Here is a 23,532-nt window from a genome sequence, read left to right as displayed (position 1 = left end):
AGGGGCGACAGGAGTCGGTTCCGGAGGGGTTCGCGTGGCTCGGCCTATGTCCGCAGGTGCATGGTGTTGCGCCTCGGTTCCCCGGCGGGGTCGAGGTAGGCGGGTGCGGTGAACTCCGGCAGCCCGTCCTGGGCGATCCGGACTTTCCATTCACTGTGATGGATCAACCGGTGATGCTTCGTGCAGAGCAGGACGAGATTGTCGATCTTCGTTTCGCCGTGATGTCGCCAGAAAACGATGTGGTGAGCAGTACAGCGGGGTACCGGCATATCACAGCCGGGGAACGCGCAGCCGCCATCTCGAAGGGTCAACGCGTACTTCTGCGCTAGCGACACGGTGCGTTTGGAGCGGCCGATGTCGAGGGGTTCTCCCGCGGTGCCGAGGACTCCGGGCCGCACGCGGGCGTCGCAGGCGAGGATGCGGGCGTCGGTCGCACTGATCGGTCCCACCAGATCCAGGTGGGCTTCGCCGAGGTCGTCGATCAGGTCCTCGTAGGACATGGTCACCAAGATGTGCGTGGCTTCAGCCGCCTGCCCAGGCAGGTTCCGGCTGGTGGTCTTGAGCCGGACGTAGTCGGTGAAAGCATCCCCGTAACGCTCATCCTGAGTACGAGAGTCCCGGACGCCATCGATAGCCTTGTGAGGCTTGGCCATCGGGTCCAGGTCCGACTTCAACCGCGCATACGTTTCCAGATCCAGGGTGCCCTTGAGACCCAGCGTCCCGTCGCGGTGTTTGACGAACCGCAACTCAGGCCGCGCATCTTTCGGATCCTCGTTGCGAGGTTCTTTCCCGTCGGGATCGAGTTTGTCCAGCAGGCGCCGACCAGCCTGGGCGATCTGACGTGGACCGGCATGACGGGCGAGATCGACGAGGATCTTCTCCCCACCCCGCACCTTCTCCTCGGGAACCGTGGACGGGATCCGCGCCAGGGTGCGGATGATCGCGTCGATCTGCGAACCACCGATCGCACCCTCTGCAGCCGCCTCGGCGGTCAATGGGGCGAGAGGCGGGACGGAGTCGCCACCGATGGACGGACCGGGATACAAGGCCAGCACCCGATCAGCACGGTCCTTCGCTTCCTTGTCCGTCACAAGAAAGTCCTCGAAAATCATCGCCGCCAACGTCGAATGACCAGAACATCCACGAACTCCGCGAGTATTGATTTCCGCGAGGATCGCGTTCTGTTCGGCATCCAGCTGACGCTTCAATATCTCCAGTTCCTGTTTGCGGGCATGCAACACAGCCGTGTCGACGCGCCACCACTCGGTAGGCGTCTTCGGGGATGCGTTTTCACTGGCCACGCCAACAACGCTACCCACAGTCGAACATACGTACTAGACACATTCATGTAGTACGTATTCAGACTAGACCGCCCTCCGTGTGACGACAGGTGATAGGTGGCATCTCCCAGCGCTAGTTGACATGGCACATCAGCGATGCGCGACCGCATCTGTGTGTGACTGATCGCTTCACCGGCCAGTCGAGCGTGGCGGTTGGCCGATGATCGGCTGGATCAGCCACAACTTCGCGCGAACGCCCCGGTCTGCGGCATGAGCGGACGCCAGGGTGGAGGCTGGCTTCGTGTCGAACAGCGAACGTAGGATGCACACGGCCATGCGCGGCGCCGCGGTTGAAGGCGTAGCGGCCTACCTGGCCGACGACGACGCGGACGTCTACAACATCACCGACTCCGCCATCAAAGAGGACGCGGTGCTGGCAGCGTTAAATCTGACCGCGCTGGCTGCGCCGGCGGTCACGGCTCTCGCCGAGGCAACAGGCCGTACGCCATACGAGGCCCTACGCTCGATCGACCACGCAGGCGCTAACGAGGCATCACGCCGCCAACGCGCGACTCAGTAGGAAGCACGACCTCGCGACGCCGCAGTCACTGCTCGGCGTCCAACCGAACTCGGAACCGCCTCGTGCATGCCAACTAGCGCCTGTTTTTCGTGCCACCATCATCTGTCGTTCGAGGCGATCACCAGGTCGCACCACGACCGCGATGCGAACTATCAGCTGTCGTCACACTCCGGAAGACGGGTTGACCGGGATCAACCAAGAGGGGACGTCACCCGTCTTGTGGACTGTGACCAGAAACAGAGAGCTCTCCTGGGACGGGTGTGTCAATGGCCGGGACCTCGGCGGACTGGGGCGGGTCAGGCCGCGTGCGGTGGTCCGGATGGAGGCACCGACGCGCTTGAACGAGGCAGGTTGGGCAGCCGCTTGGGCGTATGGGGTCCGCACTGTGGTCGATCTGCGCGATTCCGGAGAGCGCGAGCCGGACCGCGCGCCGAGACCGGCGGGAGTCACGACCGTTCACGCCCCGCTGGACCCGGTCGGCACACCGTTCTACGAACGATGGAAGAAGATCGACCACTTGGCCTCACCGCTGTACTTCCCGGCGATGCTGGCGGAGCACCCCGAGCCGGTGATCACCGCAGTGCGGGCGATCGCCAACGCCGCGCCGGGGTGCGTGCTCTTCCACTGCGCCGGCGGCAAGGACCGGACCGGGCTGCTGGCCCTGGTGTTGCTCACGTTCGCCGGAGCGGCGCCGGAGGAGATCGTGGCCGACTACCTGCTGACCTACGACCGGATGAAGCAGCGGTACGACGAGCTCGGTTTCCGTGACCAGCTGGCCGCGGTGACCGAACTTCTCGCGGCTCGCGGCACCACCTTCGAAGCATCGCTGACCTCGACGATCACATCGTTGACGATGCCGGACTTCCTTCTCGGCAACGGTCTGTCCGATGCCGAACTGGCCGCCCTGCACGCCCGCCTGACCACCTAAAGTCCCGAAACCCGCAAAGTGATGTTCAACCGCCCCACCAGCCCCAACTCCGGATCAGCGGTCCCCGGCAGCACCTTCGGCACCCCGTGGAAGGCCAGCCGCGACTCCCCGCCGAACACGAACAGATCCCCCGATCGCAGATCGACGTCCGTATAGGGCCGCCCGCGATCGGACGTGTTCCCGAACCGGAAAACACACGCGTCCCCCAGGCTCAGCGACACGACGGGCTCCAGCGAGGCCTCGTCCTTGTCCTGATGCAGCCCCATTTTCGCGGTGGAGTCGTAGAAGTTCACCAGCGCGATGTCCGGCTCATACGACGACGAGCCATAAGCGGAAGAGACCGCCCGCCGGCCCAGGTCGCCCAGCCAGCCGGGGAAGGGGAGCACCGGCGAGCCGTCGCCGGTCACCTTCGAGTACCGGTACGGATGCCAGTGCCAGCCGAGGCAGACCGTCCGCACCGACATCACGCCGCCGTTCGGCAGCCGCGTCCGGCGGTAGCCGCGCCAGCCTCGGCAGGCTTCGACCAAGCGGCGTTGCTCGTCGAGGTCGAGCCAGCCGGGAACATGCACCGCACCGGGCGCGACTTCGGTTCGCGGGCGAGGGATCAGCGCGTCCACGTGTCGAGTTTGCCAGGACGCGCGCCGATGATCCGGTGACCCCGCACCATGGCGCCGGCCGCGGCGAACCAGCGCAGCACATGCTGGACGAAACGCGGCTGAGACGGAGCGCCCATGACTGTCACGGCGAAGAAAGCTGCCACAAAGTGCCGGCGGAAGCCACCTTTCGGACTACTCCGATCGGCCGGTTGACCGCAGTGCGTTCACCCGGTCACGGTGCGAAGTCGACCACCGTCACCCCGGCCTGTGCGGGCACCGGGTCGTTCATCTCCGCGAGTACCGCGGGGACGTCGTCGAGGCCGACCCGCTTGCCGATCATGCCTTCGAGGTCGATTCCGGCCGTCTCCACGACCCGCAGCATCTCGGGGTACTCGTGCGCCTGCAGCCCGTGGACGCCGACGATCTCCAGTTCCCCGCCGATCACGCGGTGCATCGGGATCGGCGCGATGCCCTGCGCGGGTGGCATCAGCCCGGCCTGGACATGCCGCCCCCGCTTCCGGAGGCTGCCGATCGAGGCGGCGCAGGTGACCGGCGAGCCGAGGCAGTCGAGGGAGACGTGCGCGCCGCCGCCCGCCAGCTCCCGCACGTGCGCGGCGACGGCTTCGTGGCCTTCGAACGCGGTCGGATCGACGGCCGAAACGGCCCCCATCCGCGTCGCCAGCGACCTGGCCCGCGGCGACGGGTCGACGGCGACGACCGACGCACCGGCCGCGACGGCCAGCAGGATCGCCGAGATGCCGACACCGCCACAGCCGTGGACCGCGACCCACTGACCGGGCCGGACCCCGCCCTGGCGCAGCACGGCCCGGAACGCCGTCCCGAACCGGCAGCCCAGCGCCGCCGCCTCGGCACACGCCAGCGAGTCCGGCAGCGCCACGAGGTTGACCTCGGCGTTTTCGATGGCGACGTACTCGGCGAACGAACCCCAGTGGGTCGCTCCCGGCTGGAACTCGCGGTCGCAGATCTGCTGGTCACCGGCCGCGCACTGGGCGCAGGTGCCACAGGCGCAGACGAACGGCACCGTCACCCTGTCGCCCGCCGACCAGCCGCGGACGCCCTCGCCGAGCGACGCGATCCGGCCGGCGAGTTCATGCCCGGCGACGTGCGGCAGTTTCACCGACGTGTCGTGCCCCTGCCAGGAGTGCCAGTCGCTGCGGCACACCCCGGTCGCCTTGACGGCGATCACCACCCCGCCCGGCGGCGCGAACGGATCCGGCACCTCGCGCACCTCGGGCAGCACCCCGAACTCCTCGAAGACGACCGCCCGCACCGATGCTCCTCTACGTTCCCGTGTCCCGGCCTCTCTTCATCACGAGGCCCTCGCCGGGCACCGTACACCGGGCCGCCCGCCCGCGCGGCGGTCCCAGAAGCCGCGACAGGGACTCCGGCGGCACCCCGAGGATGTCCTCGAGATTCTTGAGCACCAGCAGGGATTCCGGCCGTTCGGGACGGCAGCGGCCGGACTGCCAGTGGCTCAGCGTCGCGAGACTGACCGAGCACCCCCGCCCTCTCAGCCGGTACCGGATCCGATCCAGGCCGAGACCCCTCGCCCTGATCGCCGCTCTGAGGGCGTCCGCGAACGGCCCGGTCTCCAGCAGCCGCCTGAGTTCACGTCCTTCCGCCACCCCCCGGTCGATGGTGTGTGTCCGCTGACCGGTCATCGTCATCGCCTTCGCACGCTCGCTAACCACCCGGAAAAACGCAGCCTAGGCGCGGGGGCACATGATCGGAAGGGTCTTCGATCAGTTATCCGTGCGGCATGTGGGTGACGTGCACGTGAGCCGGATTATGCAGGGACGTAGGGAAAATTCCCACCGCGCGCCCCGTCCGAAACGCGTCCACAGTGGACACGGGCTCAGCGCAGCGCGACCGACAGCGCCTGCGCGATCTCCTTGCCGATGGCGTGTGTCGCCGCGTCCGGCGGCGAGCCGACCTTGACCACCATCGGGCCGCCGAACGGCTGGCGCTCGACGACCTCGATCCGCTCGCCGAGGCCGATGGAGTGTTCGGTGAGGTAACGCAAGAGTTCCGGATCGGTGTCCCAGACGCGGACGATCTCGCCGACCGCGCCGGGTGGGAGGTCGTCGAGGATGCGCATCGGCATCTCCTCGACGGAACCGTCGGGAGCGGGGATGGGGTCGCCGTGCGGGTCGCGCACCGGGTTGCCGAGCTTCGCCGCGATCCGTTCGACGAGCCTGTCCGACACCGCGTGTTCGAGCGCGTCGGCCTCGGCGTGCACCTCGTCCCAGGTGTAGCCGAGTTCGGACACCAGGTAGGTCTCGATCAGCCGGTGGCGGCGGAGTACCGAGCGGGCCAGCAGCCTGCCGTCGGTGGTCAGCTCGATCCCCCGGTACGGGACGTGCGCGACCAGCCCCAGCTGGGACAGTTTGGTGACCATGCCGGACGCGGACGAAGGGCTGACCTCCAGCCGTCCGGCCAGCGACGTGTTGGTGACGGCCTCACCGCGTTCCACCAGCCCGTAGATCACCCGGACGTAGTCCTCCACCGACGACGACCTGCGGTTCGCCCCTTCACCCATGCGTGCGAGTTTACGGCTAGCCGGTCGCGTGCGGCTCACCCAGCGTGCGGCCGCCAGCGGTACCGGATCCAGCCGGGGACGGGGTCGGCGCCGAGCTGGGCGTAGAACGCCTCGCCCTTCTCGTTGCCTTCCTGCATGTCCCACTCGACCCGGCCGGGCGTCCGGGCGCTCAGCTCGTCGAGCAGCTCCCGCCCGAGGCCGAAACGGCGGTGCTCCGGGCGCACGAAGAGGTCGTCGAGCCAGATCCCGGGACGGGCCTCCCAGGTGGAGAAGTTCCAGCTGCAGAAGGCGAAGCCCGCGACCTTGCCCGGCTCACCCGGAGGGGTGGCCAGCAGCACCCAGGCCTTCGGATCGGGCCCGAAGAGGAACCCGGCCATCTCCTGCCTGTCGAGCTTCAGATCGTGTTTGTCCTCGTAGACCGCGTGCTCCTCGATGAGCGCGCAGATCTCCTCGATGTCGTCCGCGACCGCGTCCCGCACCGGCATGGGTCTCAGCTCCGTTCGTAGACGATGTCGCCGCCGACGGCGGTGGCGACGACGTGGATCGAATCCAAAGTGGACTCGTCGGTCGGGTCGGCCGAGAGGACGGCGAAGTCCGCGAGCTTGCCGATCTCCAGCGTGCCCAGGTCCTTCTCGGCGAAAGCGGCGTACGCGGATCCGTAGGTGTACGCGCGCAAGGCTTCGGCGGGCGTGAGCCGCTCATCGGGACCCAGCACGACACCGGACGCGGTCTTCCGCCGCACCATGTCGGCCAGCGCGAGCAGCGGCGCGCCTTCGACGACCGGGCGGTCCGAGCTGGCGGGGAGCACGCATCCCGCGTCGAGCAGGCTCTTGAGCCGGTAACACCACGGCTCGCGTCCGGGGCCGAGCGCGGCCCGCATCCCGTCGCCGATCTCGTTGACGAACCGGCCCTGCGGCGAGGCGATCAGCCCCAGTGACGCCAGCCGCTTCAGCTCCTCGGGCCGCAGTACCGCGCAGTGCTCGATGCGGTGCCGGTGGTCGCGTCGCGGGTCGGCCTTGAGCGCGGCTTCGTAGGCGTCGAGGACGACGGTGATCGCGCGATCACCGATGGCGTGCGTCGCGATCTGCCAGCCCGCCTTGTGCGCGGCGGCGATCGTCCGCGCGATCTCGTCCTCGGGCACCTGGAAGTAGCCGACGTTGTCCGGTTCGCCTTCGAACGGCTCGTGCATCGCGCAGGTCCGGCCGATCAGCGAACCGTCGGCGAACAGCTTCATCGCGCCGATCCGCAGCCATTCGTCACCGAATCCGGTGCGCATCCCCAGGTCCAGGCCGTACAGCGCTGATGGCTCCTCGGCGGGAAAACGTGCCTCGGAGCGCGCACCGGCGTCGAGGTCGTGGAGCACGCTCGCCGCGACCATCACCGTGCTCCGCACCCGCAGCACTCCGCGCTCGCGCGCCAGCTGGTACGCGGCGAGTTCGGCGGGAGTCTCCCCCACCAGGCCCCCGCCGATCCCGGCCTCCTGGACACTCGTGATCCCCTCGGCCAGGTACCGCTCGCTCGCCCTGTCCAGCCCGCGGACGACCCGCTCGACCGGCGTCGGATAGGTCAGCGGCCGCAGCATGAGCTGGGCCTGCTCCCGCAGCAGACCGGTCGGCGAACCGTCCTCGTCGCGGACGACGTCGCCGCCCACCGGCACGTTCCGCAGGTCCAGCCGCTCGAGTACCGCGGAGTTGACCACGGTCATGTGCCCGGACGTGTGCTTGAGCCGCACGAGGTGACCTGGAGCCGCGCGGTCGAGTCCCTGCCTCGTCGGATGGCCGCCCACGAGCTTGTTCTGGTCGTAGCCGCTGCCGATGATCCAACCGCCCGGCGGTGTTTCGGCGGCGCGCCGCGCGACGGCGTCGTACACCTCGTCGACGCCGCGGCACTCCGAGAGGGCGACGTCGTCGAGAGCCATGCCGAACCAGGCCATGTGGTTGTGCGCGTCGTGGAAGCCGGGCACCACCACCGAGCCGCCGAGGTCCACGCGTCGTTTCGCGGAAAGCGCGGCCGCGTCGTGCCCCAACGCGACAATCCGTCCGTTCAGCGCCGCAAGCGCTACGGATTCCTTTGTGCCGGTGAGGAACCGGGCGTTCTCGTAGACCGTGTCGACCCGCATGGATTCGACCCTATCGATCGATCGATCGGTCGTCTAGGCTCGGCGTCATGAGCACCGTGGACTACGCACTCGACGACGGCATCGCAGTGATCTGGCTGAACCGCCCCGAACGGCTCAACGCGGTGGTCGCCGAACTGGTCGACGACCTGCTGGAGGCACTCGACGCGGCCGCCAAATCGGACGCGCGCGCCGTCGTGCTGGCCGGCCGGGGACGCGCGTTCTGCGCGGGCCACGACCTCAAGGAGCCCACCCCGGAGGGTGATTCACGCCCGCGACTCGACCGGCTACAGGACGTGACACGCCGCCTTCGCGGACTCCGCCAGCCCGTCATCGCCGCGGTCCACGGCTACGCGATCGGCGCGGGCGCCGAGTTCGCGATGGGCTGCGACCTGATCCTCGCCGCCGAAGACGCGGTGTTCGCCTTCCCCGAGGTCTCCTTGGGACTGAGTGTCACGGGCGCGGCGTCGCGATTGCTGCCGCTGCTGGTCGGTCCTTTGAAGGCCAAGGAACTCCTGCTGCTGGGCGAACGTGTGAGCGGCGCCGAGGCGTATGAACTCGGCCTGGTGAACGCCGTCCTGCCCGCCGACGATCTGATGGACGGCGCGCTCGCCTGGGCGGCCAAGATCGCCGCGCATCCGGCCGCCGCGGCCACGATGGCCAAACGCGCTCTCGATTCCGGCATCGACAGTTCGCTCGACGCCGCGCTCGAACTCGAAGTCAGCCACGCGCTGATCACCGAGCACTCCGCCGAGGTCGCCGCTTCCGCCGAGGCGTTCCGGAGCCGGACATGACCTCGCTCGCCGGGATCGACACCCTCGTGGGGCTGACCACGAGGGCCGCCGCGCTCTGGCCGGACAAGACGGCGTGGATCTTCGACTCCACCGGTGAGAGCTTCACCTTCGCCGACGTCGACGCGCGCAGCACGGAGTTCGCCCGCGCGCTGCTGGACCTCGGCGTCGAGCCGGGTGACAGGGTCGCGGTGATGCTGCGCAACCAGCCCGAGTTCCCGTTGCTGTGGCTGGCGCTGGCCAAGATCGGCGGGGTGCTCGTCCCGGTCAACACCGGGTACCGCGAGTTCGACGGCGCCCACGTGCTCCGGCATTCCGGCGCCAGGTTCGCCGTCGCCGCCGAGGAATTCCTGGAGTTGCTGAACAAGATCGCGCCGGAGACCTCGCTGGAACGCGTGCTCACGCCCGGCGAACTCACCGGCTCCGGCGACGCCCCGGTCTTCGCCGGTGAAGGCGAACGTCCGGTCAACATCCAGTACACCTCCGGCACCACGGGCGCGCCCAAGGGCTGCGTACTGCCGAACCGGTACTGGACGACATTGGCGATCAGCCTGGCCACGGACTTCCCCGCGGTCGGCGCGGACGACGTCATCCTGACCGCGCAACCGTTCCACTACATCGATCCACAGTGGAACGTCGCGCTGGGGCTCACGGGCGGCGCGACGCTGGTGGTGCTCGACCGCTTCCACCCGTCGACGTTCTGGGAGAAGATCCGCGAACACGGTGTCACCTGGTTCTACTGCCTCGGCCTGATGCCCACCCTTCTGCTGCGCCAGCCGGAAAGCGAACTGGACAAGGCGCACCAGGTCCGCGCGATCTGCGCGTCGGCCATCCCGCGTGACCTGCACGCCGCGCTCGAAGCACGCTGGGGCGCCCCGTGGTACGAGGCCTTCGGCATGACCGAGACCGGCGGCGACATCCGGATGTACCCGGCGGATCACGAGGAGACGGTCGGCACCGGCTGCCTCGGCAGGCCGGCGCCCACCCGCGAGGTGATGATCGCGGACGCGGACGGGAAACCCCTGCCGCGCGGGGAAACCGGCGAGCTCCTGATCCGCGGGGTCGGCCTGATGCACGGCTACCACGACGATCCCGAAGCGACCAGGCGCGCGTTCGACGGCGGCTGGTTCCACACCGGTGATCTGGCCACAATGGACGGCGAAGGCCGGGTGTACTACGTGGGCCGCACCAAGGACATGATCCGCCGCAGCGGCGAGAACATCTCCGCCGACGAGGTCGAACGGGCGCTGCAACTGCATCCCGCGGTCAAGCTCGCCGCCGTCATCGCGGTGCCGGACGACATCCGCGGCGAGGAGGTGAAGGCGTACCTCGTCCTCGACGAGAACGAGGAACACCGGTGCGGACCGGCCGAGCTGGCGGAGTTCTGCTCGGCGAAACTGGCCTACTTCAAGGTTCCCCGGTTCTGGGCCTTCGCGGACGAACTGCCGATGACGCCGTCGGAACGGGTCGCCAAGGGCGAGCTGAAGAAGGCGGAAGACCTCCGCGCCGGTTCGTGGGACAGGACCACCGAGACATGGCTCTGAACATGGACCCTCGGCGGGGCGGTGACTCTCGGCAAGAAGGGGAACCTCGAGTCGTGAGCACCCGCGAACGCGTCCGGCAGGCCGCGGTGAAACTGTTCGCCGCCAAGGGGTTCCACGGCACCGGCATCCGGGATCTGGCGCAGGAGGCGCAGCTGTCGTCCGCCAGCCTGTACCACTACATGGGCACCAAGGAAGACCTGCTGGTGGCCATCATGAACGAGTCGCTGCGGCGTCTGCTCGACGCGGCCGAGCAGGCGACCGCCGGGCTCGCCGATCCCGTGTCCCGGCTCGGTTCCCTGGTGGCGCTGCACGTGCTCGCGCACGCCATCCAGCCGGATGACACCCGTGTGGTGGACAACGAGGTCCACGCGCTCACTCCCGGCGCCAGGGCCGAAGTGGTGGGACTGCGCGACGCCTACGAAAGGCTGTGGGCGGACGCCATCGAGGACGGGGTCGCGGCGGGCGTCTTCCACACCGAGCAGCCTTCGGTCACCCGGCTCGCGCTGGTGGAGATGTGCAGCGGGGTCGCGCGCTGGTATTCGCCGGCGGGTCCGCTCACCCTGGATCAGCTGGCCGCGCATTACGCGGAACTGGCACTGCGGGCGCTCGCCTGTGAACGCCATCTGGACGTCACCGCGTTGCAAAACTGCCGTGAAGTGGTCTCGGGAGTGTGGCGAGTGCCCGTTTAGCGGCGACTCATACCTTGTACGCCTTGCTCAGACGGCTTCTCTGGGGGACGCTCGAAGGGTGACTGAGCAAACGATCCAACTCGAACTGGACGACTCGGGTCTCTCGCCGGCGTTGCCGGTGCCTTCGAACCCCCGTGATCAGGTGCAGGACGTCCCCTACCGCCCGGTGGGCTTCCGCGACGACGACCTGCCCACGGCCCTCGAACGGTGCGCGACATGGCTACGCCAGGCTCAGGAGTGGCTCGGGGAACCGGTCGATGTGCTGGCCGTCCATCTCGACTACGACGACCGCAAGGGTTCGCCGTACTACGACGTGAAGCTTCTCTGCAACGAAGAGGACCTGGCCGGGGTCCCGATCGCGATGCGGAACCAGAAGGAAGAAGACTAGTCAGGTCCGTGAAGGCCTCCTTCCCTACCGTGAGCGTAGGGAAGGAGGCCTTCACGGCATGTTCGGCCGCTAGCCGAGGGTGCCGCCGACCTTCACGTGTCCCTTGAGCAGGTTGCGCGCGATGGTCCGGCGCTGGATCTCGTCGGTGCCCTCGTAGATCCGCAGCAGCCGCAGTTCGCGGTACCACCGCTCGACCGGCAGTTCCCGCGTGTAGCCCATCCCGCCGTGGATCTGCAGGACACGGTCGACGATCTCGTTCGCCTTCACCCCGCCGTACAGCTTCGCCATCGACTGCGCGTGCCGCGAGTCCAGCTTCTGGTCGACCTGCCAGGCGGCGTGCAGCACCAGCCAGCGCAGGGCCTCCAGCTCGGTGCCGGAGTCCGCGATCATCCACTGGATGGCCTGGCGCTCGGCGATCTTCTGCCCGAACGTCTCCCGAGTGTTCGCGTGCTCGATGGCCATGGAGATCAGCCGCTCGCAGGAGCCGATCGCGCGGGCGGGCAGCAGGTAGCGGCCGGCGCCGATCCACTGCATCGCCAGGTCGAAACCGTGGCCGAGTTCGCCGAGGATCTGCGTTTCCGGCACGCGGACGTCCTCGAAGACCAGCGACGCCGGACCCCATTCGCCCATGGTGTCGATGTATTCGGACTTCCAGCCCGCGTCGCGGTCGACGAGGAAGCAGGTGACGCCGCCGTTCGCGCCCTTCTCCTGGTCGGTGATCGCGAAGACCATCACGAAGTCGGCCTCGTTGCCGCCGGTGATGAAGGTCTTCTCACCGTTGATGACCCAGTCGGTGCCGTCCTTGCGGGCGGAGGTCCGGATGGCCTTGGCGTCCGAGCCCGCGCCGGGTTCGGTGATCGCGAAGCACGACTTGCGCTCGCCCGAGATCGTCGGGAGCAGGTAGCGCTCCTTCTGCTCGTCGTTGGCGTAGTACAGGATGTTGTCCGCGGCGCCGCCGAAGCGGAACGGCACGAACGTGCGGCCGAGTTCGGCCTCCAGCAGCGCGGTCATCACCGCGGACAGGCCCATGCCGCCGTACTCCTCCGGCGTCTGCACGCCCCAGAAGCCGGACTCCTTGGCCTTCAGCTGCAGTTCGCGCAGCTCGTCGGCGGTCAGGCCCGGCTGACCGGCGCGTTCGCGGCGCAGCACCTCCTGCTCACGCGGCATGAGGTCGCGCTGGACGAACGTGCGGACCCAGTCCCGCACCTCGCGTTCCTCGACGCTCAGAGAGAAATCCATGGTCAGCCCGCTCCTGTTCGACAGTGACTAAGCGCTCGCTTAGCCAAGCGTACCGCTTCGACTGTCGTTCGCCGAGAAGTTGTCATAAGTTTTCGCAACCTGTCCCCGTCTCGTCGAAGGGCACCAATGAGCACGGAAGTACCCGCGGCGAAGCGGGACCGCACCCATTACCTCTACATCGCCGTCATCGCGGCGGTGGCGCTCGGCATCGCGGTCGGCATCCTGTTCCCCCAGCTCGGCAAGGAACTGAAACCGCTCGGGACCGGGTTCGTGAACCTGATCAAGATGATGATCTCGCCGATCATCTTCTGCACGATCGCGCTCGGCGTCGGCTCGGTGGCGAAGGCCGCGAAGGTCGGCCGCGTCGGCGGGCTCGCGATCGGCTACTTCCTGATCATGTCGACCGTGGCGCTCGTCATCGGCCTGGTCGTCGGCAACATCCTCCAGCCCGGCACCGGACTGCACCTGACCCCCGAGATCGCCGAAAAGGGCCAGGACCAGATCGCCAAGAGCGAGGGCACCGTCGACTTCCTGCTCGGGATCATCCCGAAGACGCTGGTCTCGGCGTTCACCGAGGGCGAGGTGCTGCAGACGCTGCTGGTCGCGCTGCTCGCCGGGTTCGCGCTGCAGAAACTGGGCACCAAGGGCGAGCCGATCCGCCGCGGCATCGAGCACATCCAACGGCTCGTGTTCCGGATCCTGGCGATGATCATGTGGGCGGCCCCGGTCGGCGCGTTCGGTGCGATCGCCGCCGTCGTCGGCGAGACCGGCTGGAAGGCGCTGCAGAGCCTCGCGGTGATCATGCTCGGCTTCTACATCACCTGCGCGCTGTTCGTGTTCGTGGTGCTCGGGCTGATCATCGGCCTGTTCGCCAGGGTCAACATCTTCAAACTGCTGCGCTACCTCGGTCGCGAGTTCCTGCTGATCCTGTCGACGTCGTCGTCGGAGTCGGCGCTGCCGCGGCTGATCGCGAAGATGGAGCACGCCGGCGTCTCCAAACCGGTCGTCGGCATCACCGTGCCGACCGGGTACTCGTTCAACCTCGACGGCACCGCGATCTACCTGACGATGGCGTCCATCTTCATCGCGGACGCGCTCGACAAACCATTGACCATCGGCGAGCAGATCTCCTTGCTGGTGTTCATGATCATCGCGTCGAAGGGGGCCGCCGGGGTCACCGGCGCGGGGCTCGCGACGCTGGCGGGCGGGCTCTCCTCGCACCGGCCGGAGCTGGTGGACGGCGTCGGGTTCATCGTCGGCATCGACCGGTTCATGTCCGAGGCCCGCGCGCTGACGAACTTCGCGGGCAACGCCGTCGCGACCGTGCTGATCGGCACTTGGACCAACGAAATCGACCGCGAGCAGCTGGACCGGACCCTGAACGGCCGGTCGCCGTTCGACGAGGCGACGCTGCTCGACGAAAACGCGAGTGATGCCAGTGCGGAATCGGGTAAAGACGCTACTCAAAGAACACTCGAGTGAACCAGTACGGATCGGGTAGAAAGGAGACGTGATCGATTGTGCGGTCCGCTGGTCCCCGCCCCTGCCCGCCGAACCCCGGTTCCTGGCCTTGCTCGACGAGCTGGAGCAAGGCCGGTACGGAAGCTATCGCCAGGACATCGACAAACGCCGGTTCCTGACCGGCCGGGTGCTGGCGAAGACCGTCGCCGCCGATCGGCTCGGCCTGGCCGTCGAGGACGTGAGCTTCGACGCGACCTGTGACGACTGCGGCAAACCGCACGGACGGCCCAAGGTCCCCGGCGCGCCGCTGATGCTGTCGATCTCGCATTCCGGCGACCTCATCGGCGTCGCGGCCACCGCGGGGACCCCGGTCGGTCTCGACGTCGAGACGGCCACCAGGCGGGCCGAAGACTCGCTCATGGAGTACGCGCTGACCCCCGCCGAGCTGGCCGCGATCTCCGGACTCTCCGACGACGAGCGCGCGACGGCGTTCTTCACCTACTGGACGCGCAAGGAAGCCGTCATGAAGGCCACCGGGAAGGGCCTCAAGATCCCGCTGCAGAGCATCACGTTCTCCGGTTACGACGAGCAGGCGCGGCTGGTCCGGTCGAGCCACAAGGCACTCGACCCGGCTCGGACCCGGCTCGCGGACCTGAAGGCGACCGAGGGCTACCGGGCCGCCGTCGCGCTGCTGACCTCTGACGACATCTCGGTCACCGAAGACTTCGCGACCCTCTGACCCCGCAATTCGTCACCTACTTGCGTGGGCGCTTACCGGCGCCGGGCATCGATCGGGCGCAAGTAGGTGACGAATTGCGGGGACCCTAGATCTCCAGGCCCATGGCGGCGAGCAGGGTGCGGAACTTCGCCGAGGTCTCGTCGAGTTCAGTCCGGGGATCGGAAGCGGGCACGATGCCGCCGCCGGCGTACAGCCGCATGGAGGTGTCGGCGATCTCCGCGCACCGGATCCCGACGGCCCATTCGCCGTCTCCGGCCGCGTCGACCCAGCCGACGGCGCCCGCGTAGTACGCGCGGTCGAACGGCTCCAGCTCCTGCACGAGGGAGCGCGCGGCGCCGGTCGGTGTGCCGCAGATCGCGGGGGTCGGATGCAGCGCGGCGGCGAGGTCCAGCGCGGTGACGTCCCGGTCGATCAGCTCACCGGTGACGGCGGTCGAGAGGTGCCAGATCGCCGGGGTCGAGACGAGTTCGGGGCCGCGGACGTCGAGAGTGCGGCAGAACGGCCGCAGGATCTCGACGACGGACTCCACCACCACGGCGTGCTCGACGTGGTCCTTTTCGGACGCCAGCAGCGCCTCACCGTTCGCCTTGTCGATCGCCGGATCCTCGGACCGGGGCATCGACCCGGCATGCGGCCGGGACACGACGGCGCCGCCGGTGCGGGAGAGCAGGAGTTCGGGGGTGGCGCCGACCAGCGTGCGCCCGCCGGGCAACTGCGCGGCGTAGGTGGTGTGCCGGGGGTTCCCGTTCGCCAGGTTCCGGACCACCTCGGCGACCGGGATGGCCTCGGCGAAGTCGAGATCGAGCGCGCGGGCCAGGACGACTTTGCGCAGTTCACGGTCGCTCAGCGCCGAGACGGCCGCGCGGACGGCGGCCAGATGCGCCTCCGGCTCCGGCACGGGAGTGACCTTGACCGGCCGCAGGAGCGCGGTGCGCGGCGGGACGGCCGCGTGGTCGGAAGACGCGCGGTGGACCGCGCGCGGGAGCACCAGATGGCCCGGTGTCGACGTGGTGTCACTGGTGTCGAAGGGCAGCACGCCGACCGCGATCGACGCGCCCGAGTCGGTGAACAGCCCGGGGAGCGCCCCGGACAGCCGCGACGGCTCGGTGTCGGTCGCGGTGGCCACGGCCCCGCTCGCGAGGAGCGCGTGCCGCGCCGTGGCCAGGAGGAAGTCGCCCCGCTCGTAGCGGGCGGCCAGGTCTGCCGGGGTCGCCGGTGCGGTACTGGTCGTCACCACACCAGCGTCCCAGGCTCCGGCTGAGACCAGGGGAAAGTGTTGCCCGGGCAACAGCCTCTCGGGCAACACCCTCCCCCGGACAGCCCGTGACCTGGGCGGAAGCGTTACTTCAGCGCCTCGAGAAGGGCCTCGCGCTGCCGCTCGCCCAGGCCGGCGGCACGCCGGTCCGGGTCGATCCCGGCCTGCTCCAGCAGGGCGGCGACCTTGACCGCGCCCAGGCCGGGAACGGCCTTCAGCAGCTGCGTGACCTTCGTCTTGCCGATGGTCTTGTTCTCCTTGGCCTGCTTGAGCACCTTGTCGATGCTCTCCTTGCCGGACTTGATCGACGCAAGCAGCTCGGAGCGCGCTTTGCGAGCCTCAGCCGCCTTGGCGAGGGCATCGGCGCGCTGCTCCGGAGTCAACGTGGGCAGAGCCAACGTAGTAGTCCTTTCATCTCAGGTCTCCGCTTTCGCGGCCGACGGCCTTTAAACCATGCTTGCAAGAGCAAGCGCTGGCCAGCCGTCTCTGTACCACGGCTCCAGTAAACGCCACCCGTTCCTCGGCCGTGAAACCGACACGCACTTATTACCCCTCGATCACGCCACGGGCAACCCGCCCCAGCCTGCGGAAACACGTCGTTCGAGCGGCGATTTGCCTGCGTTCATCACCCTTATGAGCGATGCCATCACTTCGCACAGTCAGCCATTTTTCGTTTCATGGTAAGAAAAATACGAATTATTGATGATCTTGACCCGAACCGGCGAACACCCGTTAGCGCGACACTGTGACCGAACGGTTGCCATCGTCGGCACTGCCCGGTTCGCCCGGCCCGCATTAGAGTCGGCGCAACCCCAGTTCACCGGAGAACGAGCACCACGGGAGTACGCGATGTTGAGCACGATGCAGGACGGACAGCTGTCACTGGGCAGGCTGCTCCGCCACGGCACCACGGTGCACTCCGAGAGCGAAGTCATCACCTGGACCGGTTCAGGAGCCCGCCGCGAGACCTACGGCGAACTCGGCAAGCACGCCGCTCGCCTGGCCAACGCCCTCCGGAGCCTCGGCATCACCGGCGACCAGCGCGTTGGCACCTTCATGTGGAACAACGCCGAGCACATGGCCGCGTACCTGGCCATCCCCGCCATGGGCGCGGTACTGCACACGCTGAACATCCGGCTGTTCCCGGAGCAGCTCGTCTTCGTCGCCGACCACGCCGAGGACCAGGTCGTCATCGTCGACGGCACGCTGGTCCCGCTGCTGGCCAAGCAGCTGCCCGGGCTGAAGACCGTGCGTCACGTGATCGTGGCCAACGGCGACGCTTCCACCCTGACGGCGCCGGACGGCGTCCAGGTGCACTCCTACGACGAGCTACTGGCCGCGCAGCCGGACACCTTCGATTGGCCCGAGGTGGACGAGCGTTCGGCCGCCGCGATGTGTTACACCTCGGGCACCACGGGTGACCCGAAGGGCGTCGCGTACTCCCACCGGTCGATCTGGCTGCACTCGATGCAGGTCACGATGTCCGACAGCATGCGGCTCGCCCAGCACGACAAGGCGCTCGCGATCGTCCCGATGTTCCACGCGATGGCCTGGGGGATGCCGTACGCGGCGATGATGGTGGGCGCCTCGCTGCTGATGCCGGACCGCTTCCTTCAGCCCGCGCCCATCGCCCAGATGCTCGACGCCGAGAAGCCGACCTTCGCCGGCGCCGTCCCGACGATCTGGCAGGGTCTGCTCTCCCACCTCGACGCGAACCCGCAGGACATCTCCCATCTGCGCGAGGTCGTGGTCGGCGGATCGGCGGCGCCGCCGTCGCTGATGCACGCGTTCGAGGACCGCTACGGCGTGCCGATCCTGCACGCCTGGGGCATGACCGAGACGTCGCCGCTGGGCAGCGTCGCGCGTCCGCCCGCCGCCGCGACCGGCGAGAAGGCCTGGGAATATCGCTACACCCAGGGCCGGTTCCCGGCGTCCGTCAGCGCCCGGCTGATCGGCGACAACGGCGAGGAACTGCCGTGGGACAACGAAAGTGTCGGCGAACTCGAAGTGCAGGGCCCGTGGATCGCGGCGTCGTACTACGGCGGCACGACCGGTGACGAGCCCGATCCGGAGAAGTTCCACGATGGCTGGCTGCGCACCGGCGACGTCGGCAAGATCAGCCCCGACGGCTACCTCACGCTGACCGACCGCGCGAAGGACGTCATCAAGTCCGGCGGCGAGTGGATCTCCTCGGTGGATCTGGAGAACCAGGTGATGGCCCATCCTGCGGTGGCCGAGGCGGCCGTGGTCGGCATCCCCGACGAGAAGTGGGACGAGCGCCCGCTGGTCGCCGTCGTGCTCAAGGAAGGCCAGAGCGTCACGGCCGAAGACCTGCGCGAGTTCTTGTCCGACAAGGTCGCGAAGTGGCAGCTTCCGGAGAATTGGACCTTTGTGGACGAAGTCCCGAAGACCAGTGTCGGCAAATTCGACAAGAAGCGGCTGCGGGCGTTCCACTCCGAAGGCAAACTCGACGTCAGTCATCTCTAACGGGTTAATCTCCCGCGCGCCTAGTCTTCCGTGAAGGCCATCTTGAGGGACGCTGGTCCCTGAAGGTGGCCTTCACGGCATTCGGCGAAGGGTTTTGTTGGTGCGCAAGACAAACAGGCGAGCGTTCCTGGCACTGGCGGGGACAGCCGTGCTCTCCGCCTGCGGATCCAACACCGTCCAAACGGGAAACCCGCCCCCGTCGACGGCCTACTCCGCCGGGGTGACCAGGCCGAAACCGAAACCGGTGGACCTCGCGCAGTGGTACCACCCGTATCCCGAAGCCGGCGTCCAGGAAGCCGTCACGCGCTACGCGGCCGCGTATCAGAAGTCCAAGGTCGCGGTGCAGTGGAATCCCGACGACTACGAAACGAAACTGAACGCCGCCCTGCAGGCGGGGCCGGTCCCGGACGTCTTCGAAGGACAGGTCACCGTCGACCGCGTCCGGCAGAACCTCCTCGTCCCGCTGGACGACGTCGTCGGCCCCGTGCGCGGGGACTTCAACCCCTCGGTACTGGCGGCGCAGACGGTCGACGGCAAGACCTACGGCATCCCGCAGGCGCTGGACACCCAGGTCCTCTTCTACCGCAAGAGTTTCCTGCAGGAGGCCGGGGTACAGCCGCCGCAGACGCTGGACGAACTCGTCGACGCGGCGAAGAAACTGTCCAAGGACGGCGTCAAAGGACTGTTCGCCGGCAACGACGCGGGCGCCGCGGCGCTCGCCGGGCCGTTGCTGTGGTCGGCGGGACTCGACTACGTCAAGGACGGGAAATCCGTCGGCTTCGACGATCCGCGTACCGCCACGGTGTTCGCGAAACTCCACGAGCTCAACGGTTCGCTGTTGCTGGGCGCTTCGACGGACTGGCCGGACCCGCTCCCGTTCATCGACGGGCTCACCGCCATGCAGTGGACCTGGCTGTGGAACCTGCCGAAGATCCAGGACACCGTGAAGGACGACTTCGGCGTCCTGGCCTTCCCCCGGCTCGACGCGGCGGGCGCGCCGTCCGTCCCGGTCAGCGGGTTGAGCGCGATGGTGCACTCCAAGAGCCTGAACCCCAACGCGGCCAAGGACTTCGTCAAGTGGCTGTGGTTGGAACGCACCGACTTCCAGCAGGAGTTCGCCACCAAGTTCGGTTTCCATCTGCCCGCGCGGCTGAGCGTGCTCGACAAGGTCGCCGCGGCGGCCGACGCCGCGAAGCTGGTCAAGGAGAACGGCCGTGCCGCCGGTCCACTGTGGACACCGACGGCGAACACCGCGCTCGTCGACGCCCTGGGCCGGATCGCCCGCGACGGCGCCGACCCGGTCGCCGAGACCAAGGCCGCCGTCGAGGCCGTCAAAGCCGAATTGGGTCGCCTGTCCGCGTGAGCCGCCGCGAACGGACGTAAGCGACGATCAGCACGATCGACAGGATCACCGCGCCGCCATCGGTGACCAGGGACGGAAGCACGCCCGGCCAGCCGTGTTCGGCGATCGCGGCCCGGTGCACTTCGAACGGCACGACGTACACGCCGAGCGCCTGGCCGACGTTGACCGTGAGCACCGGCCAGAACAACCAGCGCCGGCGGAACCACACCAGCAGTCCCAGCGCGTTGCCGACGATGAAGACGTTCCCCACCAGCCGCAACGTGTCGAGGTACGCGGACGTGCCGGCGGTGTCCGCCCCCTTGAGCCGCATGCTCGCTTCGATCAGGTCCAGATCGATGATCACGTAGTTCTGCAGCGTCGTCCCGAGGACGAAAACGATCGAGCACAGCACCGTCGCCAGGCGGATCTTCGGTGTCCAGAGCATCACTTCCCCCATTCTCTATCAGTGATAGAGACAAATCTATCACTGATAGGGTCCTCGGGTGGCACGCAAAGGCTCGCTCGACCCCGCCAAGATCACCGAGGCCGCCGTCGAACTGCTCGACGAAGCCGGCCTCGCCGAGCTGACCACCCGGCGGCTGGCGGCGAAGCTCGGCGTCAGCTCACCGACGCTGTACTGGCACGTGAAGGACAAGGCCGAACTGCTGGATCTCGTCGCCGAAGCGATCTGCGCCGACGCCTTCGAGATCGACCGGGACCTGCCGTGGCGCGAACAGCTCGCGAGCGGGCTTCGCCAGTTCCGCGCTCTGCTGCTGCGTCATCGGGACGCGGCCGCGCTGCTCCGCGAGCGGCCACCGACCGGCCCGCACCGGCTGGGCCATATCGAGACGACCGCGCGGATTCTGCTGGGGGCGGGCTTCTCCGAAGAGGACACCGCGGGTATTTCGCGGCTGATCACCGCGCACGTGCTCGCGTCGATCGAAACGCTGCCCGCCCGGAAGCCGGACGAAGGGTTCCTCGAACGGCTCGCGGCCTATCCCCATGCGAGCAGGCTGGGCCCGGCTTTCGCGGCGCAGAGCAGCGAAGACCTGTTCGAGCTGGGCGTCGAGGTGATCCTCGACGGGCTCGCGGCCCGGCTCTAGTCGCCGGACACACCCCAAATCGCCAGTTCGACGGCGACGTCGTTCTCGTAGAGCAGCGCACAGTTCGCGCTCCAGCGCGGACGGCGTTCGTACGGCAGCCGTCCCGCCTTGTCGAGTTCGTCGAAGTCGGCGACGGACGGCTCCTCGGTGCCGAACGCGGCGACGAGTTCCGCGTCGGTCAAGGGCCGGATCGTGCCGAAGTCGTCCTCGCCCGTGGCGCTGATGAACTCATGGACGTCGAGCACGGAATGTGTCCCGGACTCCTGGACGCTCTCCACCTCGTACAGCTCGTCGATCGAATCCGGGCGGCCGAGTTCGTCCTCTTCCCAGAGGTAGTCGCCCTCCTCGAAGACACGCGCCTTCATCACGTCCAGCGCCACTTCCGGATCGCCGTCGAACCGGCCGCGGACGGACCAGGCCGAAGCACCCACCGGGCCACCTCCTCGCTCGTCAAGGGGCCAGCGTAACCAGCCCGCTTGGCTTCTTTGGTATTCCGCCAAACGTGACAAATTTTCGCATTACCCTTTTCTGGCGTTCACCCCACGGCTAACGTCTTCCGGCATCGTCCTTCCGCGACATCCACCCGCGACGACTGGGGGCACCGCCATGTCCGTCATCTCCAGGCGCACCTTCACCGCGGCGGGCGCCGCCGGCGTCGGCCTGCTGCTGTGCACGCCGACCGCCAACGCGCTCGACCGGGCGCTGGCGCGCACCACGACCCGCGCGGTCCGCACCGCGGGCACCACGCTGGAAGCCGCGGCGGCCCCGCTCAACAGCGGTCCGGGCTACACCCGGCTGACCGCGGGTCCCGGCTGGCCGCTCGTGGTCCGGGGCGATCTCGCCGCGCCGAAGTCCGGCCGCGACGACCGGCGGCGCGCGATGGCCTCCTTCGCGCAGTTCACCGACCTGCACTTCACCGACGCCGAAAGCCCGGCGCGGTTCGAGTACCTGCACCCGTTCGTCGGGTCGGCGCACCGGCCGCAGGAAACCCTCGGCCCGGTCGCGACGACGGCACTGGTGGAGCGCGTGAACAGCCTGAAGGCGGGCCCGTTCACCGGGCGGCCGATCGATTTCATGGTCACCACCGGCGACAACACCGACAACCACGAGCTGATCGAGCTCGAATGGTTCCTCAAGGTGCTCAACGGCGGCACGGTGAACCCGACCTCGGGCGACCCGAATGTGCACGAGGGCGTCCAGACGTCCGGGTCTTCGCACTACTGGAACCCCGGCGAACCGCTGGACGACGCGTACACGAAGAAGGGCTTCCCGCAGCTGCCCGGCCTGCTCGGCGCGGCTTCGAACACCTTCACCTCGCCCGGTCTCGACGTCCCGTGGTTCTGCACCTTCGGCAACCACGACGACAGCATCGTCGGCACGGTGCCGGACCTGCCGGGGATGGACGCCTGGTACACCGGTCGCTTCAAGGTGATCGGCAAGGACGAAACGACGTCGCGGAAGCTCGCCAAGGCGATCGGGTCCGGCTCCGGCGTCCCGATCACGGAGCTGTTCGGCGGTTCCGGCACGATCCGCGAGATCACCCCGGACGAGCGACGGCGGCCGTTCAGCACCGCGGAGTTCGTCCAGCACCACCTCGACTCCGCCAACACCGGCCCCGGTCCGGTGGGCCACGGGTTCAGCGGGAACAACGCCGACGGGCGGAACGTGTACTACACCTTCCGCATCGCGCCGGGCGTCGTCGGCATCAGCCTCGACACAACGACCATGGCCGGGCTGGCCGACGGGTCGATCGGGCTCGGGCAGTTCACCTGGGTGGAGAACACGCTCAAGCGCAACAGCTCGACGTACTACGACTTCTTCGGGCGCAAGGTCACTCAGAACGTGACCGACGAGCTGTTCATCCTGTTCAGCCACCACACCAGCGACACCATGGGCAACGTGCTGCCGGACGCGCGGCACCCGCTGGAGCTCCGGCTCAACGGCGACACGTTCGTCTCGCTGCTGCACCGGTTCCCGAACGTGCTGGCCTGGGTCAACGGGCACACGCACCACAACAAGATCACCCCGCACGCCGGCAAGACCGCGAAGCAGGGCTTCTGGGAGATCAACACGGCCTCGCACATCGACTTCCCGCAGCACGCGCGGATCATCGAGGTCGCCGACAACGCCGACGGCACGTTGTCGCTGTTCACGACCCTGATCGAGGCGGAAGCGCCGTACGAGGCGTCGTACTCGGACACCTCGACGCAAGCGCTTGCGTCGCTGTACCGGGAGTTTTCGTACAACGACATCCACGCTTCGTTGGGCGCGGTGGGGACGGCTCAGGACCAGAACACGGAGCTGCTGCTGCCGAACCCACTCGCCTGAGCCTTGGGCCTCGTGAGTGGTAAGGACGGTTCTAACCGTCCTTACCACTGGTTCGAAAATCGGTCGGTGAGTGGGCAGGCGAAGGCACCCGGCGGAGCCGGGTTCG

Annotated in this window: 25 protein-coding genes; 12 read left to right on the top strand and 13 right to left on the bottom strand. The window is 68.1% G+C overall.

Annotation, left to right across the window (positions count from 1 at the left end):
* Positions 1–44: 44 nt before the first annotated feature.
* Positions 45–1,301 (bottom strand): HNH endonuclease signature motif containing protein, encoded by a 1,257-nt coding sequence (locus tag H074_RS03530; RefSeq protein ID WP_039921421.1) that lies wholly within the window; start codon positions 1,299–1,301, stop codon positions 45–47.
* A 280-nt stretch (positions 1,302–1,581) separates the two neighbouring features.
* On the opposite strand from H074_RS03530, the gene H074_RS03525 reads away from it, so the two are divergent.
* Both H074_RS03525 and H074_RS03520 read left to right on the top strand, forming a co-directional pair.
* Positions 1,582–1,860, top strand: coding sequence for a hypothetical protein (locus H074_RS03525; RefSeq protein ID WP_200865747.1), 279 nt, complete (start codon positions 1,582–1,584; stop codon positions 1,858–1,860).
* Positions 1,861–2,086: 226 nt separating this feature from the next.
* Entirely contained in the window at positions 2,087–2,788 is a 702-nt protein-coding gene (locus H074_RS03520) for a tyrosine-protein phosphatase (RefSeq protein ID WP_039921418.1), read from the top strand.
* Here H074_RS03520 and H074_RS03515 read toward each other — a convergent pair.
* The 7 genes from H074_RS03515 to H074_RS03490 form a co-directional block, all read right to left on the bottom strand.
* A complete protein-coding gene (locus H074_RS03515) occupies positions 2,785–3,405 on the bottom strand; it encodes an alpha-ketoglutarate-dependent dioxygenase AlkB family protein (RefSeq protein ID WP_007028637.1) in 621 nt (206 codons plus the stop codon). The genes H074_RS03520 and H074_RS03515 overlap by 4 nt on opposite strands.
* A complete protein-coding gene (locus H074_RS41965) occupies positions 3,393–3,521 on the bottom strand; it encodes a hypothetical protein (RefSeq protein WP_268744755.1) in 129 nt (42 codons plus the stop codon). The genes H074_RS03515 and H074_RS41965 overlap by 13 nt, the downstream gene beginning before the upstream one ends.
* A 95-nt stretch (positions 3,522–3,616) precedes the next feature.
* Positions 3,617–4,675, bottom strand: coding sequence for a zinc-dependent alcohol dehydrogenase family protein (locus tag H074_RS03510; protein WP_007028636.1), 1,059 nt, complete (start codon positions 4,673–4,675; stop codon positions 3,617–3,619).
* Between the two features lie 10 nt (positions 4,676–4,685).
* Entirely contained in the window at positions 4,686–5,072 is a 387-nt protein-coding gene (locus tag H074_RS03505; RefSeq protein ID WP_007028635.1) for a hypothetical protein, read from the bottom strand.
* Between the two features lie 188 nt (positions 5,073–5,260).
* Positions 5,261–5,944, bottom strand: a complete 684-nt coding sequence (locus H074_RS03500; protein ID WP_007028634.1) for a metal-dependent transcriptional regulator — start codon at positions 5,942–5,944, stop codon at positions 5,261–5,263.
* 35 nt (positions 5,945–5,979) lie between these two features.
* Positions 5,980–6,429 carry a GNAT family N-acetyltransferase gene (locus tag H074_RS03495; RefSeq protein WP_007028633.1) on the bottom strand — a complete coding sequence of 150 codons (450 nt, stop codon included), beginning with the start codon at positions 6,427–6,429 and terminating at the stop codon, positions 5,980–5,982.
* Positions 6,430–6,434: 5 nt separating this feature from the next.
* Positions 6,435–8,063 carry an amidohydrolase gene (locus H074_RS03490; protein WP_007028632.1) on the bottom strand — a complete coding sequence of 543 codons (1,629 nt, stop codon included), beginning with the start codon at positions 8,061–8,063 and terminating at the stop codon, positions 6,435–6,437.
* A gap of 47 nt (positions 8,064–8,110) precedes the next feature.
* On the opposite strand from H074_RS03490, the gene H074_RS03485 reads away from it, so the two are divergent.
* From H074_RS03485 to H074_RS03470, 4 genes are read left to right on the top strand one after another with little or no spacing between them, the layout of a single operon-like run.
* Positions 8,111–8,854, top strand: coding sequence for an enoyl-CoA hydratase/isomerase family protein (locus H074_RS03485; protein WP_007028631.1), 744 nt, complete (start codon positions 8,111–8,113; stop codon positions 8,852–8,854).
* Positions 8,851–10,395: an ATP-dependent acyl-CoA ligase gene (locus H074_RS03480; protein WP_007028630.1), complete on the top strand. Its 1,545-nt coding sequence runs from the start codon at positions 8,851–8,853 to the stop codon at positions 10,393–10,395. The genes H074_RS03485 and H074_RS03480 overlap by 4 nt, the downstream gene beginning before the upstream one ends.
* 53 nt (positions 10,396–10,448) lie before the next feature.
* Positions 10,449–11,084, top strand: a complete 636-nt coding sequence (locus tag H074_RS03475) for a TetR/AcrR family transcriptional regulator (protein ID WP_007028629.1) — start codon at positions 10,449–10,451, stop codon at positions 11,082–11,084.
* 58 nt (positions 11,085–11,142) lie between these two features.
* Entirely contained in the window at positions 11,143–11,472 is a 330-nt protein-coding gene (locus tag H074_RS03470) for a hypothetical protein (protein WP_007028628.1), read from the top strand.
* A gap of 69 nt (positions 11,473–11,541) precedes the next feature.
* Here H074_RS03470 and H074_RS03465 read toward each other — a convergent pair whose 3' ends face one another.
* On the bottom strand, positions 11,542–12,711 hold the full coding sequence (locus H074_RS03465; RefSeq protein WP_007028627.1) for an acyl-CoA dehydrogenase family protein: 1,170 nt from the start codon (positions 12,709–12,711) through the stop codon (positions 11,542–11,544).
* A 126-nt stretch (positions 12,712–12,837) separates the two neighbouring features.
* Between H074_RS03465 and H074_RS03460 the strand changes: the two genes are divergently transcribed.
* Both H074_RS03460 and H074_RS03455 read left to right on the top strand, forming a co-directional pair.
* A complete protein-coding gene (locus H074_RS03460) occupies positions 12,838–14,193 on the top strand; it encodes a C4-dicarboxylate transporter DctA (protein WP_007028626.1) in 1,356 nt (451 codons plus the stop codon).
* Between the two features lie 28 nt (positions 14,194–14,221).
* Entirely contained in the window at positions 14,222–14,911 is a 690-nt protein-coding gene (locus H074_RS03455) for a 4'-phosphopantetheinyl transferase family protein (protein ID WP_007028625.1), read from the top strand.
* An 85-nt stretch (positions 14,912–14,996) separates the two neighbouring features.
* On the opposite strand, the gene H074_RS03450 is transcribed toward H074_RS03455, so the two are convergent.
* Positions 14,997–16,145 (bottom strand): isochorismate synthase, encoded by a 1,149-nt coding sequence (locus H074_RS03450; protein ID WP_039921507.1) that lies wholly within the window; start codon positions 16,143–16,145, stop codon positions 14,997–14,999.
* A 107-nt stretch (positions 16,146–16,252) separates the two neighbouring features.
* Positions 16,253–16,564 (bottom strand): integration host factor, actinobacterial type, encoded by a 312-nt coding sequence (mihF, locus tag H074_RS03445; protein ID WP_005155963.1) that lies wholly within the window; start codon positions 16,562–16,564, stop codon positions 16,253–16,255.
* Positions 16,565–17,015: 451 nt separating this feature from the next.
* Between mihF and H074_RS03440 the strand changes: the two genes are divergently transcribed.
* Positions 17,016–18,653, top strand: coding sequence for a long-chain fatty acid--CoA ligase (locus H074_RS03440; protein ID WP_007028623.1), 1,638 nt, complete (start codon positions 17,016–17,018; stop codon positions 18,651–18,653).
* Positions 18,654–18,753: 100 nt separating this feature from the next.
* Positions 18,754–20,016, top strand: coding sequence for an ABC transporter substrate-binding protein (locus H074_RS03435; RefSeq protein ID WP_039921415.1), 1,263 nt, complete (start codon positions 18,754–18,756; stop codon positions 20,014–20,016).
* Here the strand turns inward: H074_RS03435 and H074_RS03430 are convergent.
* On the bottom strand, positions 19,985–20,440 hold the full coding sequence (locus tag H074_RS03430; RefSeq protein ID WP_007028621.1) for a hypothetical protein: 456 nt from the start codon (positions 20,438–20,440) through the stop codon (positions 19,985–19,987). The two genes, H074_RS03435 and H074_RS03430, sit on opposite strands and share 32 nt — an antisense overlap.
* 58 nt (positions 20,441–20,498) lie before the next feature.
* Between H074_RS03430 and H074_RS03425 the strand changes: the two genes are divergently transcribed.
* A complete protein-coding gene (locus H074_RS03425; protein WP_007028620.1) occupies positions 20,499–21,098 on the top strand; it encodes a TetR/AcrR family transcriptional regulator C-terminal domain-containing protein in 600 nt (199 codons plus the stop codon).
* Here H074_RS03425 and H074_RS03420 read toward each other — a convergent pair.
* Complete coding sequence (locus tag H074_RS03420) at positions 21,095–21,529, bottom strand: hypothetical protein (RefSeq protein ID WP_007028619.1); 435 nt, start codon at positions 21,527–21,529, stop codon at positions 21,095–21,097. The two genes, H074_RS03425 and H074_RS03420, sit on opposite strands and share 4 nt — an antisense overlap.
* A 175-nt stretch (positions 21,530–21,704) precedes the next feature.
* Here H074_RS03420 and H074_RS03415 point away from each other — a divergent pair, with 175 nt between their 5' ends.
* Positions 21,705–23,426, top strand: a complete 1,722-nt coding sequence (locus H074_RS03415) for a TIGR03767 family metallophosphoesterase (RefSeq protein WP_007028618.1) — start codon at positions 21,705–21,707, stop codon at positions 23,424–23,426.
* Positions 23,427–23,532 lie beyond the last annotated feature (106 nt).

The organism is Amycolatopsis decaplanina DSM 44594, assembly GCF_000342005.1.
Classification (GTDB): domain Bacteria; phylum Actinomycetota; class Actinomycetes; order Mycobacteriales; family Pseudonocardiaceae; genus Amycolatopsis; species Amycolatopsis decaplanina.
The sequence above is the reverse complement of the archived record's forward strand: the minus strand, read 5'-3'. Positions and strand labels throughout refer to the sequence as shown.

What these genes read in the sequence shown, in the direction of transcription:
- H074_RS03490 (WP_007028632.1), bottom strand. Translation starts at nt 8,063, where the DNA reads ATGCGGGTCGACACGGTCTACGAGAACGCCCGGTTCCTCACCGGCACA.
- H074_RS03495 (WP_007028633.1), bottom strand. Translation starts at nt 6,429, where the DNA reads ATGCCGGTGCGGGACGCGGTCGCGGACGACATCGAGGAGATCTGCGCG.
- H074_RS41965 (WP_268744755.1), bottom strand. Translation starts at nt 3,521, where the DNA reads ATGGGCGCTCCGTCTCAGCCGCGTTTCGTCCAGCATGTGCTGCGCTGG.
- H074_RS03415 (WP_007028618.1), top strand. Translation starts at nt 21,705, where the DNA reads ATGTCCGTCATCTCCAGGCGCACCTTCACCGCGGCGGGCGCCGCCGGC.
- H074_RS03505 (WP_007028635.1), bottom strand. Translation starts at nt 5,072, where the DNA reads ATGACGATGACCGGTCAGCGGACACACACCATCGACCGGGGGGTGGCG.
- H074_RS03500 (WP_007028634.1), bottom strand. Translation starts at nt 5,944, where the DNA reads ATGGGTGAAGGGGCGAACCGCAGGTCGTCGTCGGTGGAGGACTACGTC.
- H074_RS03480 (WP_007028630.1), top strand. Translation starts at nt 8,851, where the DNA reads ATGACCTCGCTCGCCGGGATCGACACCCTCGTGGGGCTGACCACGAGG.
- H074_RS03485 (WP_007028631.1), top strand. Translation starts at nt 8,111, where the DNA reads ATGAGCACCGTGGACTACGCACTCGACGACGGCATCGCAGTGATCTGG.
- H074_RS03430 (WP_007028621.1), bottom strand. Translation starts at nt 20,440, where the DNA reads ATGCTCTGGACACCGAAGATCCGCCTGGCGACGGTGCTGTGCTCGATC.
- H074_RS03465 (WP_007028627.1), bottom strand. Translation starts at nt 12,711, where the DNA reads ATGGATTTCTCTCTGAGCGTCGAGGAACGCGAGGTGCGGGACTGGGTC.
- H074_RS03440 (WP_007028623.1), top strand. Translation starts at nt 17,016, where the DNA reads ATGTTGAGCACGATGCAGGACGGACAGCTGTCACTGGGCAGGCTGCTC.
- H074_RS03460 (WP_007028626.1), top strand. Translation starts at nt 12,838, where the DNA reads ATGAGCACGGAAGTACCCGCGGCGAAGCGGGACCGCACCCATTACCTC.